11 protein-coding genes are annotated in these 16,985 nt (G+C 64.4%); 3 read left to right on the top strand and 8 right to left on the bottom strand.

What is annotated here, in order from left to right; genetic code table 11:
* The first annotated feature begins 83 nt into the window (after positions 1–83).
* Positions 84–1,388: a sulfotransferase family protein gene (locus BUS42_RS15750; RefSeq protein WP_074307778.1), complete on the top strand. Its 1,305-nt coding sequence runs from the start codon at positions 84–86 to the stop codon at positions 1,386–1,388.
* 35 nt (positions 1,389–1,423) lie between these two features.
* On the opposite strand, the gene BUS42_RS15745 is transcribed toward BUS42_RS15750, so the two are convergent.
* Genes BUS42_RS15745 through BUS42_RS15735 form a run of 3 tightly spaced genes read right to left on the bottom strand, consistent with a single transcriptional unit; the run spans position 1,424 to position 5,465 of the window.
* Complete coding sequence (locus BUS42_RS15745) at positions 1,424–2,428, bottom strand: WD40 repeat domain-containing protein (protein ID WP_074307776.1); 1,005 nt, start codon at positions 2,426–2,428, stop codon at positions 1,424–1,426.
* Positions 2,429–2,471: 43 nt separating this feature from the next.
* On the bottom strand, positions 2,472–3,785 hold the full coding sequence (locus tag BUS42_RS15740) for a DUF1501 domain-containing protein (RefSeq protein ID WP_074307774.1): 1,314 nt from the start codon (positions 3,783–3,785) through the stop codon (positions 2,472–2,474).
* Between the two features lie 57 nt (positions 3,786–3,842).
* A complete protein-coding gene (locus BUS42_RS15735) occupies positions 3,843–5,465 on the bottom strand; it encodes a DUF1549 domain-containing protein (protein ID WP_074307773.1) in 1,623 nt (540 codons plus the stop codon).
* A 303-nt stretch (positions 5,466–5,768) separates the two neighbouring features.
* Here BUS42_RS15735 and BUS42_RS15730 point away from each other — a divergent pair, with 303 nt between their 5' ends.
* Positions 5,769–7,082, top strand: coding sequence for a glucuronyl esterase domain-containing protein (locus BUS42_RS15730; RefSeq protein WP_074307771.1), 1,314 nt, complete (start codon positions 5,769–5,771; stop codon positions 7,080–7,082).
* A gap of 178 nt (positions 7,083–7,260) precedes the next feature.
* Positions 7,261–8,385, top strand: a complete 1,125-nt coding sequence (locus BUS42_RS15725; RefSeq protein WP_074311107.1) for an acyltransferase family protein — start codon at positions 7,261–7,263, stop codon at positions 8,383–8,385.
* A gap of 256 nt (positions 8,386–8,641) precedes the next feature.
* Here the strand turns inward: BUS42_RS15725 and BUS42_RS15720 are convergent, their stop codons facing one another.
* From BUS42_RS15720 to BUS42_RS15700, 5 genes are all read right to left on the bottom strand, one after another.
* A complete protein-coding gene (locus BUS42_RS15720) occupies positions 8,642–10,255 on the bottom strand; it encodes a sulfite reductase subunit alpha (RefSeq protein ID WP_074307769.1) in 1,614 nt (537 codons plus the stop codon).
* A 15-nt stretch (positions 10,256–10,270) separates the two neighbouring features.
* The gene (locus BUS42_RS15715) at positions 10,271–12,139 is read right to left on the bottom strand and encodes a NirA family protein (RefSeq protein ID WP_074307766.1); all 1,869 of its coding nucleotides are present in this window, start codon (positions 12,137–12,139) and stop codon (positions 10,271–10,273) included.
* A gap of 105 nt (positions 12,140–12,244) precedes the next feature.
* Positions 12,245–13,612, bottom strand: coding sequence for a transposase (locus BUS42_RS15710; RefSeq protein WP_074304734.1), 1,368 nt, complete (start codon positions 13,610–13,612; stop codon positions 12,245–12,247).
* A gap of 280 nt (positions 13,613–13,892) precedes the next feature.
* Positions 13,893–15,266, bottom strand: a complete 1,374-nt coding sequence (locus BUS42_RS15705; RefSeq protein WP_074307590.1) for a transposase — start codon at positions 15,264–15,266, stop codon at positions 13,893–13,895.
* Positions 15,267–15,568: 302 nt separating this feature from the next.
* A complete protein-coding gene (locus BUS42_RS15700; RefSeq protein WP_074307764.1) occupies positions 15,569–16,942 on the bottom strand; it encodes an MFS transporter in 1,374 nt (457 codons plus the stop codon).
* Positions 16,943–16,985 lie beyond the last annotated feature (43 nt).

The following is a 16,985-nucleotide window of genomic DNA, read 5'->3' as shown; positions in this document are numbered from 1 at the left end:
GCCTCAATCGAGAAATTCAAAATTCGAGGCTTTTTCATTTCCCAATGATCTGACTCCTTCAACACTCAGGAGAGTCGAGCATCATGGCGAGTGAGATCGAGAATGCCGGCCCCGGATCATCGTTATTGTCGGCATCGACGGGAGAGCCGATCTGGGATCGTCCTCACCGGCCGGCCTGGATGCGAGCGCTCAATGGGGTAGGGGGAGGACTCAGGCGACTCGGGTTGCTCTGGCCCCGGCTCGACCCCGAGTTGCTGTTGGCCGCGGCTCAGCGCAGGGCGGGAGCGGGCCTTTCGGACTGGGGCGATGACGGGTTTCGAGCCGGTCTCAGGGCCTTGGTTGATGCGTTCGAGGCCCAGGGCAACGCCCACACTTTCGGCCGGCTCTTCTTTCGCGAATACTGCGTCGCCGCGTTGACGAACCGCCTGCGGATTCAGGACGACCTGAACCGGCACCCCGAGATCCTCGACACGCCGATCCACCGTCCCTTGTTCATCACCGGACTCCCTCGAAGCGGAACCACATTCCTGCATCGCCTGATGTGTGAGGATCCTGGCGGCCGTCCCTTACTCTTCTGGGAGACGCTTGAGCCTTCACCTTCACCCCGCTTCGAGACCCGACTGACCGACCCCCGGATTGCCCGGGCCCGGAGGCAGGTCGCCTTGTTCAATTCGCTGGCTCCTCGGGTCCGTGCCGCCCACCTGTTCGATGCCGAGAGCCCCGAGGAGTGCAATCAACTGTTTGTGCATGGATTTATTGCCGGCGTCAACGGATTCCTGTTCGACGTGCCTCAGTATGTGGAATGGATGAGAGATCAAAGTTTGCTCGAGCCCTATCGTTACCTACGCCGGCAACTCCAACTCCTCTCCTGGCGGTGGCCGGGAGACCCCTGGCTTCTCAAGGCGCCCGCCCACATTTACGGCCTCGACTCGCTCCTCGCCGTCTTCCCCGACGCCTGCATCGTGCAGATCCACCGTGACCCGCTTCAGGTCCTTCCCTCGCTCTGTAGCCTGGCCGCCGCCGTTCGGGGGATCACATCCGACTGTGTTGATCTGAAACGCCTGGGAGCGGAGTTCACCGAGGCGATGGCCCGAGGGACCGAACGCGCGATCGATGCCCGCGCCTCGGCCGACCCGGCTCGGTTCTTCGACGTGACCTATTCGTCGCTCCTGGCCGATCCAGTCGCGACCGTCCGCGCGGTCCGACATCATTTCGGATACGCGTATGACGACGAGTTCGCGGCCAGGATGCGCCGTTGGCTGGCCGAGAACCCGCAGCACAAGCACGGAGTCCATCGCTATAGCCTCGAGCAGTTCGGCCTCGATGCCGAGGTGGTGAATCGCCGATTCGCCCGCTACCGCGAGTGGACCTCCCAGTGGGGAAGTTGACTAAAGTTTATATTCGCACTTGAATGTGTCTCGGCTCAGCCCGTTATTTCGAAGAGGGCGATCTTGTTGTGTCCCGCGGCCACGAGTGTGCCCGACGACGCGTCGAACGAGGTGTCGTGGACGTGCATCGGGGCCTTCTCCTGGGTGAGGACGGCCTTGGTCTTGAGGTCGAGGAACATCAGGAAGCCGGCGTTGTCGCCGCCGGCGGCGATCAGCCAGTCGCCCGCGGGGTGGAACTCGAGCCGCTCGACCAGGCCCTTGACCTTGTCGTCGACGAATTCATGGGTCCGCTCGCCGTTGCGCCAGTCGAAGACTTCGACGCGCGCCTTGCCGTCGAGATGGTCGATGTTGCTGATCTTGCCGATGCCGCCGACCGCCAGCCGGGTGCCGTCGGGCGAGAACGCGAGCGAGCGGATGCCGCCGATCGAATGCCGGCGCTGGACCGGGTCCCAGGTGTACATCCCAGGGGCTTCCAGCGTGGTCGTCGACTGGCCCGACTCGACGTCCCAGACGACCACGCGGCCCACCTTGTCGCCGGTCGCCACCTGTCGGCCGTCGGGCGAGAAGGCGCAAGCGAAGAGCATTGATGGGAAATGGTGCGGGGTGGTTTCATCATGGCCGCGGAGCTCGTGGATTTTTGAGCCCGTCTCGGCATCCCAGATCCGGCAGACCATGTCGTCGGCGACACTGGCGACCCGCTTGCCGTCGCGCGTGGCGGCCACGCCGCGGATCCACTTGGTGTGGGCGTCGACCGAGCGAACCTTCGCCCGAGCGTCGAGGTCCCACCAGATCAAGCGGCCGTCATAGCCGCCCGAGACGGCCGTGACGCCCGCCAACGCAATCCCGGTGACGTAACTCTCGTGGCTCCCAAGCTCGCGGGCTTCCGGTTTGTCGGCGGCCAGGTCGATGTCATGGACCTTGAAGTCCGACCCACCGAACACCAGCCGGCGCGTGTCGGGGACACGTTCGACTGCGAAGACAACTTCCCGACGTGAGAATTCTTTGACGACCTTGAGCGTCTCGGGATTCGTGGTGGCCATGGGACGAAGACCTCGATTAGTCGAACTCGCCGCGGGAACTTCCTCAGGCCAACACGTCGGCAATCGCCTCGGTGTCCGGCTCGGTGAGCGGCACCGGTCGGGAATTTACGTAGTAATTCTTTTGCGGGTCGATGCCGAGCGCCTGGTAGATCGTGGCGAACAGTTCGGCGGCTCCGACCTCGCCGTCGGCGACCGCGTTGCCGGTCGCGTCGGTCTTGCCGAATACCGACCCCCCTTTGATGCCGCAGCCGGAGAGCGTGGCGCTCCAGGCGGAGGCGAAGTGGTCGCGTCCCAGGCTGGGGTTGATCGACGGCGTGCGGCCGAACTCGGCGAGGGTGATCACCAGGGTGTCGTCGAGCAGCCCGCGTTGCTCCAGGTCATCGAGGAGCGTGGCCATGACGTGATCGAGCTCGGGGACGAGCTCCTGGTGGGTTTCGAAGTTCTGGCCGTGGCTGTCCCACCAGGCGCGACCGACCCGGACGAACGGTACGCCCGCCTCGATCAAGCGGCGGGCGACCAGGGCCTGTTCGCCGAACTGGGTGGGGCCGTAGAGGTCGCGGACCCGTTGCGTCTCTTTCGAGATGTCGAAAAGCGTCTCGCTGGCCATCAGGCCGCGGACCCGCTGGTAGGCTTCGTTGTGGCTGCCCAGGGCGTTCGACGTCCGGCCTCGCTCGAACCGTTTGCTGAGCAGCTCGCGCAGTTCGCCGCGCTGACGGTGGTCGAGGTCGGAAAGTTCGGCCGCGCGACGGATGTTCTCCGGGATCAGGCTCGTGGTCAGTTCCATCGGTGCATAGCGCGAACCGAGGAATCCGCTCGATCCCGGGGCGAAGTCACGACCCTCGGTCGCGGAGTAGAACGAGACGTAGTCGGGCACCTGGCTCTCGGACCGGCCGAGCTCGCGGGCCAGCACGGCGCCCAGGTCGGGGTAGCGGAGGCTCGGGTCGTCCATCCGACCGCGCATCATCAAGCGGGCGCCGCTGCCGTGATCGCCGTTCTTCGTGTTCAACGAGCGGATGATGCAGGTGTTCTCCATCCGCTTGGCCATCTTGGGCATGAGCTCGGAGATCTGGATGCCGGGGACCGACGTCGCGATCGCCCGGAACGGACCGCCCGTCGCCGTGCCCGGCTTGGGGTCCCAGGTCTCGAGCTGGCTCGCTCCACCGGCCAGCCAGAGCAGGATGACCCGCTTCCCCTGCGATTTGATCGCGCGGGCGAGCGCCGGCTCCTTGAACACGTCGAGCAACGTCATGTCGGCCGCGAACGCCGCCGCTCCGGCGGCCGCCGTGCCGAGGAACCGGCGCCGATCGATCGCGTGCGCGGGTGAGCCACAAAAATTGATGCGTCGATCACTGGCCATCGAGGGGCCCCCGATTCGTGGTCGTCGATCGTGACAAAAAAAATAAAATGATGTTTTTCAGTGGTTGAACCGGAACTCCGCACTCGTCAGGAGCACCCAGACGAGCTGGCGGATAGCTTCGACTTGCCGATCGCTGCGCTGGGCGAGGTATTCGCCCAGGAGCGACACCTCCTCGTCGGCCGGCGGCCGCGAAAGAATGTTGCGGACCGCCACGGCCACGCGCTCGTCTCCGTCGTCGATCTGGGCGAGTCGCCCCACGAGCCGTTCCTTCTGGTCGGTTAGGAGGGCTTGAACGCGGTCGCCATTGCTCAACAAGAGCGCTTCGGAGACGCCGATCTGGTAGTCCTCTCCGGGCTTGGCGAGTGCGTTGGCGAGCTCGCGGGCACGGCCATCCAGATCCGCTTCGAGCTTTCCCGGGGGCACGACACCGGCCGGGAGCGTCGAGGGATCGGTGGTGGCGACCCACATCGAAGTCGTCAACTGCACGGGAGTCAGCGGCCGGACCGCGGCGACGGCGAACAGGCGGGGGTCGGGCGGTTCGCCCTCCTGCCAGATGCTTGTGCGTGCATAAGCTTGGCTCAACACCAGCCCGCGGATCAGGCGGCGGAGGTCGTAGCGGTGCTCGACCAGGTCGCGGGCCAGCCAGGCGAGCAGTTCGGGATGGCTCGGCGGGTTCGCCGAGTGCATCTGATCCAACGGGATCACCAGCCCCGACCCGAAGAACCGATGCCAGAGCCGATTGACGATCGCGTTCGCGAAGAAGTCGCGCTCACCGGGTTGAAGCGCGACGTCCACCAGTTGTGCCCGGGCGCTGAACTTGGGGGCGGGCGGGGGTTCCTTCTTCTTCTTGGCCTCGGCGATCCGCCGCTTTTCCTCTTTCTGCTCCTCCTTGGACGGCTCCTTCGCCGCCGGGACGTCAACGATCCGGCCGGTCAAGAACATGAGCCGGGCTTGCCGTTCTTCACCGCCGGTCGTCTGGAACTTGACGTTTCCGTAGTCGTTCTCGCCGAGGAACGTGCCGGCTTCATACGTGCGGGCGAAGAAGGACTTCATCCCGTAGTAATGGTCCTGCTTCCAGTCGACGACGCGCGGGTGGTCGTGGCACTTTGCACAGCTCACATCCACACCAAAGAAAATTGAGCTGACGTCGCTGGTCAGGCGGTCCAGGTCCTTGGCTCTCGGCTTGAGGTAGTTGCCCACCCCTTTGAGCCCGGGCTGACTCTCGTCGGCCAGGATGAGCTCGCGGAAGATCTGATCCCAGGGGCGGTCTTCCTCAATGGCCCGGCTGAGATAATCGCGGAGGCTGCCCCGGGTTCCGGCCATCATCATCGCGTCGAGCTCGTTGGCCATGTGACGCGCGTAGGCTGGCGACGCCATCAGCCGATCGACAAGCTCAACCTGCTTCTCCGGCTGGGTCGACTCGACGTAAGCACGCATCTCGGCCGCGGTTGGGATCCGCCCGATCAGGTCGAGGGTCAGGCGACGTACCAGACCGGCGTCGTCGGTCGCGGCGGCGGGCTTGATCCCCTCCTGGCTGAGCTTGGCATCGAGATAGAAGTCGACGACTTCGGGGATCGGCCGATCGGCCGGCTGGAGGTCGACGGCCCGCGCACTCGATCCGGCCGCGATCAGCACGGTGATGGCGAGCGTGGACAGAGGCAGGCGCAAGATTCTCCTCATGGCATCCCTCGGTGAGCGACCAGTTTCAACCAGGGTCGAACGGGCGAGTCGGATCCTTGACGAGAGCCGATTCGCCGAACCTCATCAGGATGAGCATCGGGGCGTACCGCTGCCCTTGGGAGATCTCAAGGACCTTTAAGGAATGTTAAACTATACCCTGCGTCGGATCGCCGCCACTCAAATCTTTCGAAAACCGCTCTCGTCTGGTGTTCTGCGAACCTCCCTGTAACATGGCGGTTGCATGAAACCCGCGGCCGGCTCGGCCGATCTCCCCAAACGACGCCAATCCGGAGCCCTCCATCAATGGCCGCCACGCCAATTATGGAAGCAAGAACGGGAGCAAGGCTGCTAGTCCTCGCCCTCCTCACCCTCCTCGTCGGGGACCCCGCAGCGATCGCCGGTTTTCCCGAGGCCTCACAACTGCCTGCGCAGGCCGGCTTGCCCGACCCGCTCGTGATGCTCGACGGCCATCGCGTCGCGAGTCAAGAGGAATGGGTCGCCAAACGAAGGCCGGAGTTGAAGGCCCTGTTCCAGCACTACATGTACGGCGTGATGCCCTCCGCGCCCGAGAAGATCGCCACGACCGTGGCGCGGGTGGACCGGGACTACTTTGGCGGCAAGGCGACTAAGAAGGAGGTGGCGATTACCTTCGGGCCGTCGGCCACTCCGGAAATCTACTTGTTGCTGGTCGTGCCGAACCGGCGGGAAGGCCCCGCACCGGTGTTCCTCGGGATCAACTTTTGTGGCAACCACACGGTGGTCAATGACCCGAAGGTGGCCTTGCCGTCGTCCTGGATGCCGAAGAGCTGCCCGGGATGCGTCGATAACCGGGCGACCGACGCGGGCCGAGGCTCGCAGGTCAATGTGTGGTCGATTGAGGACGTGATCGACCGAGGCTACGCCGTGGCGACCTTCTATAGCGGCGACGTCGCTCCCGACCATCCCGACTTCACCGATGGGGTCATTCCGCATTACTACAAGCCGGGGCAGTCGAAGCCCGGCCCGCACGACTGGGCGACGGTGGCCGCCTGGGCCTGGGGCCTGCACCGGGCGGTCGACTATTTAATCACGAATCAGGATATCGACAAATCGAAAATTTCTGTCATCGGTCATTCTCGCATGGGCAAGGCGGCGATCGTGGCCGCCGCGTTCGACGAGCGGATCGCGTTGGCCATTCCCCACCAGGCGGGTTGCGGCGGCACGGCGCCCAGTCGCGGCACGGTGGGGGAGTCGGTCAAGCGGATCAATACCAGTTTCCCGCACTGGTTTGATGCCGAGTTCAAGGCGTTCAACGACCAGCCCGACCGGTTGCCGTTCGATCAGAACGGTCTGGTGGCGCTGGTGGCCCCTCGTCCGGTGCTCTTCACCAACGCGGTCGACGATACCTGGGCCAATCCCGAAGGCCAGTTTGAGGTTCTCAAAGGGGCCGACCCGGTTTATCGTTTCCTCGGGGTCGAGGGTCTCGAGGCCGATCAGATGCCGGAAACCGGTAAGCTGATCGATAGCCGGCTCGGCTACCACATTCGACCGGGGAAGCATTCGATGGGGAAGGACGACTGGAAGGTCTTCCTCGACTATGCCGACAGGCAACTCGGAAAGCCTGGCGTCTCCAAGTGACTTTGAGAATGGAATGATGTCCCCGAATTCACCGTCTCCCGCCGCTGGCGATCGTCCCGTCATCGTGCCGAAACCTCCTGACAGCCCTGGGGCCAGTTCCGGATCTGGCTCCGGTGCCGGTTCCGGGGCCGCACCGTCGCGCCGACTGGCCTCGATCGACGCGTTTCGTGGCTTCGTGATGTTTTTGCTCCTGGCGGAGTGGCTCAAGCTCTCGCACGTTGCGAAGTCGTTCCCGAAGAGCGAGATCTGGGCGCTTTTGAGTCGTCATCAGCAGCATGTCGAGTGGGTTGGCTGCTCGTTGCACGACCTGATCCAGCCCGCGTTCTCGTTCCTGGTCGGCGTGGCCTTACCGTACTCGATCGCCAGTCGGTTGGCGCGCGGCCAGTCCACGACCCGGATGGCGGGGCACGCGTTCTGGCGGGCGCTGGTGCTGGTCTTGCTCGGAATCTTTTTGCGTTCGATGGGCAAGGACCGAACGAACTTCACGTTCGAGGACACGCTGACCCAGATCGGTCTCGGCTATGGGTTCCTGTTCCTGCTCGGCCTTCGACCGGTGCGTGACCAGTGGATTGCCTTGGTGGTCATCCTGGTCGGCTACTGGGGCGCGTTCGCGCTCTACCCCGCCCCGGGACCCGACTTTGATTATACAAGTGTCGATGTCCCGAAGGACTGGCCGCAAAACCTCAGCGGGTTCGCCGCGCACTGGAACAAGAACAGCAACCTCGCCTGGGCGTTCGACACCTGGTTCCTGAACCTGTTCCCGCGCAAAACCCCGTTCCTCGACAACCGCGGCGGCTATGCGACCTTGAGTTTCATCCCGACGCTCGCCACCATGATCTTCGGCCTGATCGCGGGGGGCGTGCTCAAAACCGATCGCAAGGTCTGGCTCAAGCTCGGCTGGCTGACCGCGGCGGGCATTCTCGGCCTCTTCCTGGGTGCGGCGCTGGGGGAACTCGATTTTTGCCCGGTGGTGAAGCGGATCTGGACCCCGAGCTGGGCGATCTTCAGCGCCGGGTGGTGTTTCCTGCTGCTTGCGCTCTTCTACGCCGTGGTCGATATCGCGGGCCTGTGGTGGGTCGCCTCGCCGCTCATCGTGATCGGCACGAACTCGATCGCCGCCTACTGCCTCCACTGGCTGGTCGAAGACTTCATCACAGCCAACCTCAAGACCCACTTCGGCCAGGAGATTTTTGCCGCGTTCGGGCCCGAGTACGAGCCGCTCGTCCAAGGGGCGGCCGCGCTGGCGGTGGTCTGGCTGATCCTCTTCTGGATGTATCGTCGGAAGCTGTTTATCAAGATCTGATAAGGAATCCGCGCCGTCTGTTTGCCACGGAGCTCGTAATTCGCGGGAGAAACTCGTTCCCACGCTCCGCGTGGGAATGCAGTCTTGGCCGCTCTGCGGCCCCACCCGCCGGGGAAGACAAGTCGACGCAGAGCGTCGCGGACGGCATTCCCACGCGGAGCATGGGAACGAGTTTCCGGTATCCTTGCTATAGTCTTTATTTCTTGCTGTGATTCGCCAATCCCCGCCGCCGTGGCGGGGGATTGATCGTCGATCGTCAGTAGACATCCTTCCGGTATCGCTGCTCCGACGCCAGACGGGCGACGTAAGCCTTGGAGGCGTCGGCGTCGAGGTGGCCGTGGACTTGGACGACCGCACGGAGGGCGCGGTCGACGTCGGCGGCCATTCGTTTGGCATCGCCGCAGACATAGATGTACGCACCTTCGTTGATCCAGCGATAGAGTTCCTCGCCGTGCTCCACGATGCGGTCCTGGACGTAGACCTTGCGCCCTTGGTCGCGGCTGAACGCGGTTTCGAGCCGGGTGAGTAGTCCGCGGCTGAGTAAGCCGGAGAGTTCCTCTTTGTAGAGGAAGTCGAACTCGCTCCGCTGGTCGCCGAAGAACAGCCAGTTCTTGCCGGATGCGCCGGTGGCGTCGCGCTCGTGGAGGAAGGCTCGAAAGGGGGCGATGCCGGTACCGGGCCCGATCATGATCATCGCCGCGGACGGGTTGGCCGGTAGCGAGAACCCGTGCGACGGCTGAACGAACACACGGACCGCCGACCCCGGAGCGACGCGGTCGGCGAGCATCGTCGAGGCGACCCCCTTCCGGCCACGGCCGTTGTGCTCGTAGGCGACCCGGCGGACCGTCAGGTGGACCTGGCCGCTGTGCCGTCTGGGGGAGCTGGAGATTGAGTAGAGCCTCGGCTTGATCCGCGCGAGCGCGGCGACGAATGGGGAAGGGGCGAGCCGGGCGGAGGGGAACGCTCTCAGGACGTCGAGCACGTCGGAGCCGGCGATCGGCTCGTCATCCTCGACCAACTCGCGGAGCCGGGTCGACTCCTCGATGTCGGTTGCGGTATCGGCGAGGAGAAGCAGGAAGTCTTCGGTCACTTCGCTGAGGCAACAGTGCTTCCGGAGCGCGGTCGCGAGCGGAACAACGGCTCCATCGCCCACCTCGACCGGTTCATCGCCGGTTGCGCCCAGGACGGCGACTAGTTCCTCGGCCAAGGCGTCGCAGTTTTCCGGGTAAACGCCCAGCGAGTCACCGACGGAATAGGTGGGGCCTTCGCCGCCGAGTTCAATCTCGACGTGGCGCGTTTCCTTCTCCGAACCGGGCTGGTTCAAGGGCGTAGTCGATACAATCTGAGCCGTGTAGGGGTTTTCACGTGACCATGATCCCGTTTCAGGACGGGACACCCCGTGGACGTGGGCAGCGGTGGCGGGCGGGGTCATCGTGAGGACCGCGGGTTGCTCCTTGAGCAAGCGTTTGAGGGCTTTCGAGGTTTCCGAGCCGCCCGGCGAGCAGAGGGTCAGGCGTTTCTCGGCGCCGTCGGCGATCGCCTCGGCGTAGGTTCGGCACTGGTATCCGCAGGCTCCGCAGTCGAGCTGGGCCATCGCGGACATCAGGCGATGGGGGAGGGCCTCGCCGTCGGAAAGCTTCAGCCGCTCATCAATCGAGAGCGAGGGGTCGTGCCACGGTTCGGGGGCGGGTTCGGGTTCGGCAACGGGGGAGGGGATGAGCGTTGCGGCTGCGGCTGCGGCTGCGGCGAGCGCCGGGGCGGTGCTGGCACCCTCACCGTTGATCCCGAGCCAGCCGGCGAGAAAGCCGTTAAGCCAGGCGCGTTGCTCGGAGTTGAATGGGGCGGTCTCGGGCAGGATCGCGATGGTCATGGGTTCGTCCATCCGTCAGGCGGTTTGAAGGGTGAGTTCCGACGTGACCGATCCGTTGAGAGTCGTTGCGGTGGGCGCGCCGATTGCGCGAAGGGCCTCGATCGGCTGGCGGCGGGAGAACGACGAGAACGACTCGTCGGGCCGGCGGTGGGCCAGATACGCTTTGAGAAGGCGCTCGACAGCGGGCGGGATCGCGTCGAAGGGCATCGCGTCGATCAGCCGGCGGCCGACCCCTTGCTCGGCCCCGTAGCCGCCGCCGACGCAGAGGTGATAGCCTTCGACCAGGTCGTCGCCGACTTCCACCTTCGTCGCTTCCAGGCCGATCTCGCCGATATAGTGCTGGGCGCAGGAGTGGTGGCAGCCGGTCAGGTGAATGTTGATCGGTTGGTCGAGTTCGACCCGCCCTTCGAGGTAGCGGGCCAGAATCATCGCGTGGCTCTTGGTGTCCGACGCCGCAAACTTGCAGCCGCCGTTGCCCGTGCAGGCGACCAGGCCGCTCCGCACGCTCGACGCGTCCCAGCCGAGGCCGAGTTGCTCGACCGCGGCTTTCAGGGCGTTGAGGTCCCCCTCCTTGACGTCGGAGATCAGGAGATTCTGCCAGACGGTGAGCCGGATCGTGCCGCGACCGAACCGTTCGGCAATTTCGGCGAGGCCATCCATCTGGTCGGCGGTCATCCGGCCAACCGGGAGCACGACGCCGACATAGAATCGCCCGTGCTGCTTCTGGGGATGGACGCCGACGTGGCCCCAGCGGTCGTCGCGCTTCGGTACGTCCCAGCGGTCGTGGGCGACTCTTCGCAACGGCTTGCCCAGCTCCGTCTCGACCTCGGCGAGGAACTTGTCGAAGCCCCAGTCGTCGAGCACATATTTCAGCCGCGCCTTCTTGCGGTCGGTCCGGTCGCCCGCCCGGACAAAGACGCGGACGATCGCGGCCGCGACCGGAACGCATTCCTCGGGACGGAGCAAAACGCCGGTGTCGCGAGCGAAGTCCTTGTGGCCCGTGATCCCGCCGAGGGTCAGCCGGAAATAGACCCCGGGCGAGACCTCGTCCGCGGCCGAATCTTCGCGGACGTTCACGGCCTTGAAGCCAATGTCGTTGGTGTCGTCCAGGCTCGAAATCAGGCCGCCGCCGTCAAACGCGATGTTGAACTTCCTCGGCAGGCCGTACATCTCGCGGTGGTTGAGGATGTAGTGGTGCATCTCCTTGGCGAGCGGGAGCGTCTCGATCAACTCTTGGGGGTCGATGCCGCTGGTCGGGCTGCATGTCACGTTCCGGATGTTGTCCGCCCCCGAACCTCGGGCGACGATCCCCAGTTCGGTCAGCTCGGTCAGCACGGCCGGGGCGTCGTGCGGGCCGATTTCGCGAATCTGGAGGTTCGCCCGGGTGGTCACGTCGGCATATCCGCCACCCAGCTCGCGTGCGATCGCCGCCACGCCCCGAAACTGCCAGGACTTGATCACCCCTCCCGGCAGGCGGAGCCGGCACATGAATGCGTTTTGCGCCGGAGCCACGAAGAAGAGTCCCGAGTATTTGTACAGGAAAACATCTGTATCCTTGGGAAAGACTCCCGCTCGGGCGTTCGCTCGAATCTCGTCGTACATCGTCAACGGATCTTTGGCCCGTTTGGCGGCCTCTTCCCTGCTGAGCGACTTCCCCCCGGCCACGGCCCGGTCCTGCGCCTCGATCTGCAACCGCTCAGGTGCGTGCGGACCTCCGCCGGCTCCCTTCGGGCCGAGGGTGACGACAGCCCCGGGCGCCGCGCCGCTCCCCGAGAGGATCGGCAGGCCGCGCACCGCCCGGGCGACGTCGGTCCCCATCGCAAAGCCCTGAAGGAAGGTCTTCTGCGCTTCGGTCAGGCCGTTGTTGTTATTGGTTTCCGACATCGACGGTACCCCCCTTTCTCCCGGTTGGTCGTGATTGCGAGGTGAATTGATGGGCAAATATCGCTATTCGTTTCCGGGTGCCACGCAACGTCGATTACTGATGCCTCATCCTACTGCACTCATGTGCTTGTTTAGCAAGGCTTTCTGTTCCTGAGTCAGGGTGTGGAGCACAGGCGGTTTCGGCGGCTTATGCGGTTTGCGACGAGGCCACTTGCGTGTGGCTTTCGGGCTCTTCTGCTTCCGGCACCCGGCGCGGCAGCCCGCGAGTCGCTTGTGGTAACACTTGGCCTTGGGTTTCACGGCCGCGTCGATCTCCTTGCGGATCTCGATCAGAACTTTGCGGGGGCTGATCACTGGGCCATCGGTCGCCGACGCCGACGCCGGCCGAAGCGCCAGGTCGGCATGCGCCAGGAGGATCTGCGTGGCCAGCAGTGACAACTCGGCCTCGCGATGCACCAAGGCCACCGTGCGGCTAGCGAGTTTCAATTTATTGATTATACGCTTGTATGTGCGAAATAGTCCTTCATTACGCCATCTCCAGCGGTAGAATTTGGCGGCCGTCGCCGCCGACATCCGGGCTGGGTCGAGGACGTCGGTCAGGAGCCAGACGTCGCGTTTGACCGACCCCTTACCCTTGCCCTTGGCCGGGATCCGGATCAAGCGGCATTGGATCGGCGCTTCCCCTTTCTTCTGGACATAGTTCGGCCAGTACAAGACAGGGCCTTCGGTCCAATCCTCCAGGTTCGCCACTTCGAGGGTGTAGAGGTCGACCCGCGACGACATCCGGAACAGGAACGATCGCTTGACACCGAGGATCGCCCGGACCAGATCGAAGCCCATATAAGCGGCGTCGCAGACGATCAGGGCCTCGGGCGAGAGGGTGGCGAGCAAGTGCCTCAAATGCTCTTGCTCGGCCGCGGTGCCCGGGCCGAGTCGCCACGACCAAAGCAGTCCCGTGGGCAAGTGGACGAACGCCGTCAGCCAGACGTTGGGGGCCGCGTCGTTCTTGCCGGCCTGCCCGAGTCCCCGTTCCAACTCGGGGGTGCGGGGGCACTCGATCCGCGAGCCGTCGCAGCCCATCGGCTCGAAGCCGTCGACAATCCGCCGCGACCCCAGTCGGGCGTGGATCTGTTGCCGAACCCCCGCGGCCAACGCCCTGAGTTGTCGCATGGGGACGCGTCGCATCGCTTTCTGGAAGCCGACGAGGGTCTTTCCCGGGCGTCTTCGCGACTCATGGCAGGCGACGTAGTATCCCCGGGCCTTCTCAAACCTCTCGGACTCGGAGTCGCCGGTGGCCCAGGTCATGGCGAGCATGACCACGACCAGTGGCTGGAGATCCCACCGCGGCGCCGACCGCCTTTGAGGAACAACCCCTCGGGCTTGCTTCCAGACCGTCGGGGTGAGAAACTGTCGGACATAGCCGATCAACGACTGCGGTTGCTGCAAGCCTTGCAGCGTCCGAGCTGCCTTCATCGCCGTTCTTCCTCAATCCAGGTGAGTGCCGGTTGCTAGCCGCACCCATCATGACGAAGAACGGCGATTTTTTGCCCCCCCTTCTCTCGAACGAACCGCAGCCACGGAGCGGCAGTAATTCTCTGGTCCGGTGAGAGTTACATCCGTTGTTGACGACGCCGAGTTACTGACGTTGGGTGCCACGGGTTCCGTACTCGGAACCCGTGAACCACAGGCCGAGGCTCTCGCACACGGGTTCCGAGTACGGAACCCGTGGCACCCAACGTCGATTACTGATGCCTCATCCTACTGCACTCATGTGCTTGTTTAGCAAGGCTTTCTGTTCCTGAGTCAGGGTGTGGAGCACAGGCGGTTTCGGCGGCTTATGCGGTTTGCGACGAGGCCACTTGCGTGTGGCTTTCGGGCTCTTCTGCTTCCGGCACCCGGCGCGGCAGCCCGCGAGTCGCTTGTGGTAACACTTGGCCTTGGGTTTCACGGCCGCGTCGATCTCCTTGCGGATCTCGATCAGAACTTTGCGGGGGCTGATCACTGGGCCATCGGTCGCCGACGCCGACGCCGACGCCGGCCGAAGCGCCAGGTCGGCATGCGCCAGGAGGATCTGCGTGGCCAGCAGTGACAACTCGGCCTCGCGATGCACCAAGGCCACCGTGCGGCTAGCGAGTTTCAATTTATTGATTATACGCTTGTATGTGCGAAATAGTCCTTCATTACGCCATCTCCAGCGGTAGAATTTGGCGGCCGTCGCCGCCGACATCCGGGCTGGGTCGAGGACGTCGGTCAGGAGCCAGACGTCGCGTTTGACCGACCCCTTACCCTTGCCCTTGGCCGGGATCCGGATCAAGCGGCATTGGATCGGCGCTTCCCCTTTCTTCTGGACATAGTTCGGCCAGTACAAGACAGGGCCTTCGGTCCAATCCTCCAGGTTCGCCACTTCGAGGGTGTAGAGGTCGACCCGCGACGACATCCGGAACAGGAACGATCGCTTGACACCGAGGATCGCCCGGACCAGATCGAAGCCCATATAAGCGGCGTCGCAGACGATCAGGGCCTCGGGCGAGAGGGTGGCGAGCAAGTGCCTCAAATGCTCTTGCTCGGCCGCGGTGCCCGGGCCGAGTCGCCACGACCAAAGCAGTCCCGTGGGCAAGTGGACGAACGCCGTCAGCCAGACGTTGGGGGCCGCGTCGTTCTTGCCGGCCTGCCCGAGTCCCCGTTCCAACTCGGGGGTGCGGGGGCACTCGATCCGCGAGCCGTCGCAGCCCATCGGCTCGAAGCCGTCGACAATCCGCCGCGACCCCAGTCGGGCGTGGATCTGTTGCCGAACCCCCGCGGCCAACGCCCTGAGTTGTCGCATGGGGACGCGTCGCATCGCTTTCTGGAAGCCGACGAGGGTCTTTCCCGGGCGTCTTCGCGACTCATGGCAGGCGACGTAGTATCCCCGGGCCTTCTCAAACCTCTCGGACTCGGAGTCGCCGGTGGCCCAGGTCATGGCGAGCATGACCACGACCAGTGGCTGGAGATCCCACCGCGGCGCCGACCGCCTTTGAGGAACAACCCCTCGGGCTTGCTTCCAGACCGTCGGGGTGAGAAACTGTCGGACATAGCCGATCAACGACTGCGGTTGCTGCAAGCCTTGCAGCGTCCGAGCTGCCTTCATCGCCGTTCTTCCTCAATCCAGGTGAGTGCCGGTTGCTAGCCGCACCCATCATGACGAAGAACGGCGATTTTTTGCCCCCCCTTCTCTCGAACGAACCGCAGCCACGGAGCGGCAGTAATTCTCTGGTCCGGTGAGAGTTACATCCGTTGTTGACGACGCCGAGTTACTGACGTTGCGTGGCACCCCGCCACCTCCGACACTCGGAACTCCGTGAAGCTTCAGTCGTCTCGCGGTGGAGTCCGGCGCGGTGTGTCGGCACCTCAAACTGTGGAGACCGGTTCCTTTCGCTTCCCATTGCCGCCTCAAGCCACGGCTCCGGCGAGCGAGGGCTCGGGTTCGAGTTCCGCGTCCGACAGGCGCTGACGCTGGTCCTCGGCTTCGGCACGCTCGTGTGCGGCCTCGACCTCGGTCTCGGTGGAGAACCGGACGGCGAAGGCCAGGAACGACGCGACCGAAACCAAGCCGCCCAGGATGAACAGGGCGGTCGGCCATGCAATCGCCCCCTTGAACATGAAGCCGGCGGCGACGGCCCCGACGTTGCCTCCCGCCCCGACGATTCCCGACACCGAGCCCAGCGCTTTTTTGTTGACGAAGGGAACAACCGCATAGGTCGCGCCTTCGGACATCTTCATGAAAAGGCCGAAGCCGATCATCGCCGGGATCGCCAGCGAGACCGTTTGCATCTGGGAGAAGAGCATCAGGCCGAGGCCCTCGAGCAAGAGGGCGACGAAGAGCCAGTGGACTCGCCCCTTCAAGCCCCAGCGCCCGCCCAGGCGGTCGCTGATAAAACCACCGAGCGTGCGTGCGAAGAGATGCAACATACCGAGCGAGCCGGCGGCGAAGCCGGCCGCTTTGGCGCTCAGGCCGAAGTGGTCGTGGTAATAGAGGTGGGCGACCCCGTCCATGGTCAGCTCGACGCCGAAGCAGGCGGCGTACAAGCAGAAGAGCACCCAGACTCGCGGGTCGCGAGCGGTCCGCAAGAACGCCCCCTTCGATACCCCAGCCGGAGCCATCCTCCCCGCGGCCCGCAACTCGGCGAAGTTGCCGTGGGGGGTGTCCTGAGTCAGGAAGTAGTAGGCGACTCCAGTCAACATGCAGACCGCGCCCGCAACGAGCATCGAGGCCCGCCAGCCCCAATAGTCTCCCAGGCCGAGCGTCGCGGCGAAGAAGGCGGCTAGGAGCGGCATCGCGAACTGGGTCACGCCACCCCCCATGTTGCCCCAGCCGGCCGTCGTCGCGTTGGCCGTGCCGATGCAGTTGGGAGCGAACATGACGGATGTATGATATTGCGTAATTACGAATCCGGCCCCGATGGCGCCGATGGCCACCCGGAATGCCAGGAACGTCGGGAAGTCGTGCGCCAGGCCGATCCCCATCACCGGTAGGCTCCCGAGGATCAAGAGCCAGGTGTACGTGAGCCGCGGGCCGAACCGGTCGCAGAGCTGTCCGCAAACGATCCGCGCGACCACCGTGATCGCCACCGAGCCGATGATCAGCCAGCCGATCTGGTCCTTCGTGAGCCCCATCTCGGAGCGGATGGTCGCCATTTGCGGGGCGATGCCGAACCAGGCGAAGAAGCAGAGGAAGAATGCGATCCACGACATGTGGAACGCCCGCATCGATGGCGTCGTCACATCGAACAGGTTGATCCGCGTCGCCTTGCCGTCCTGTCGCATACCTGACTCCGGTTCAACATGCTAGCAAATCAAGTCACGATGA

Origin of the sequence: Singulisphaera sp. GP187 (genome assembly GCF_900129635.1) — a bacterium.
Taxonomy (GTDB): domain Bacteria; phylum Planctomycetota; class Planctomycetia; order Isosphaerales; family Isosphaeraceae; genus Singulisphaera.
Note: the sequence above shows the minus strand (reverse complement) of the source record. Positions and strands in the feature narration are given on the sequence as shown.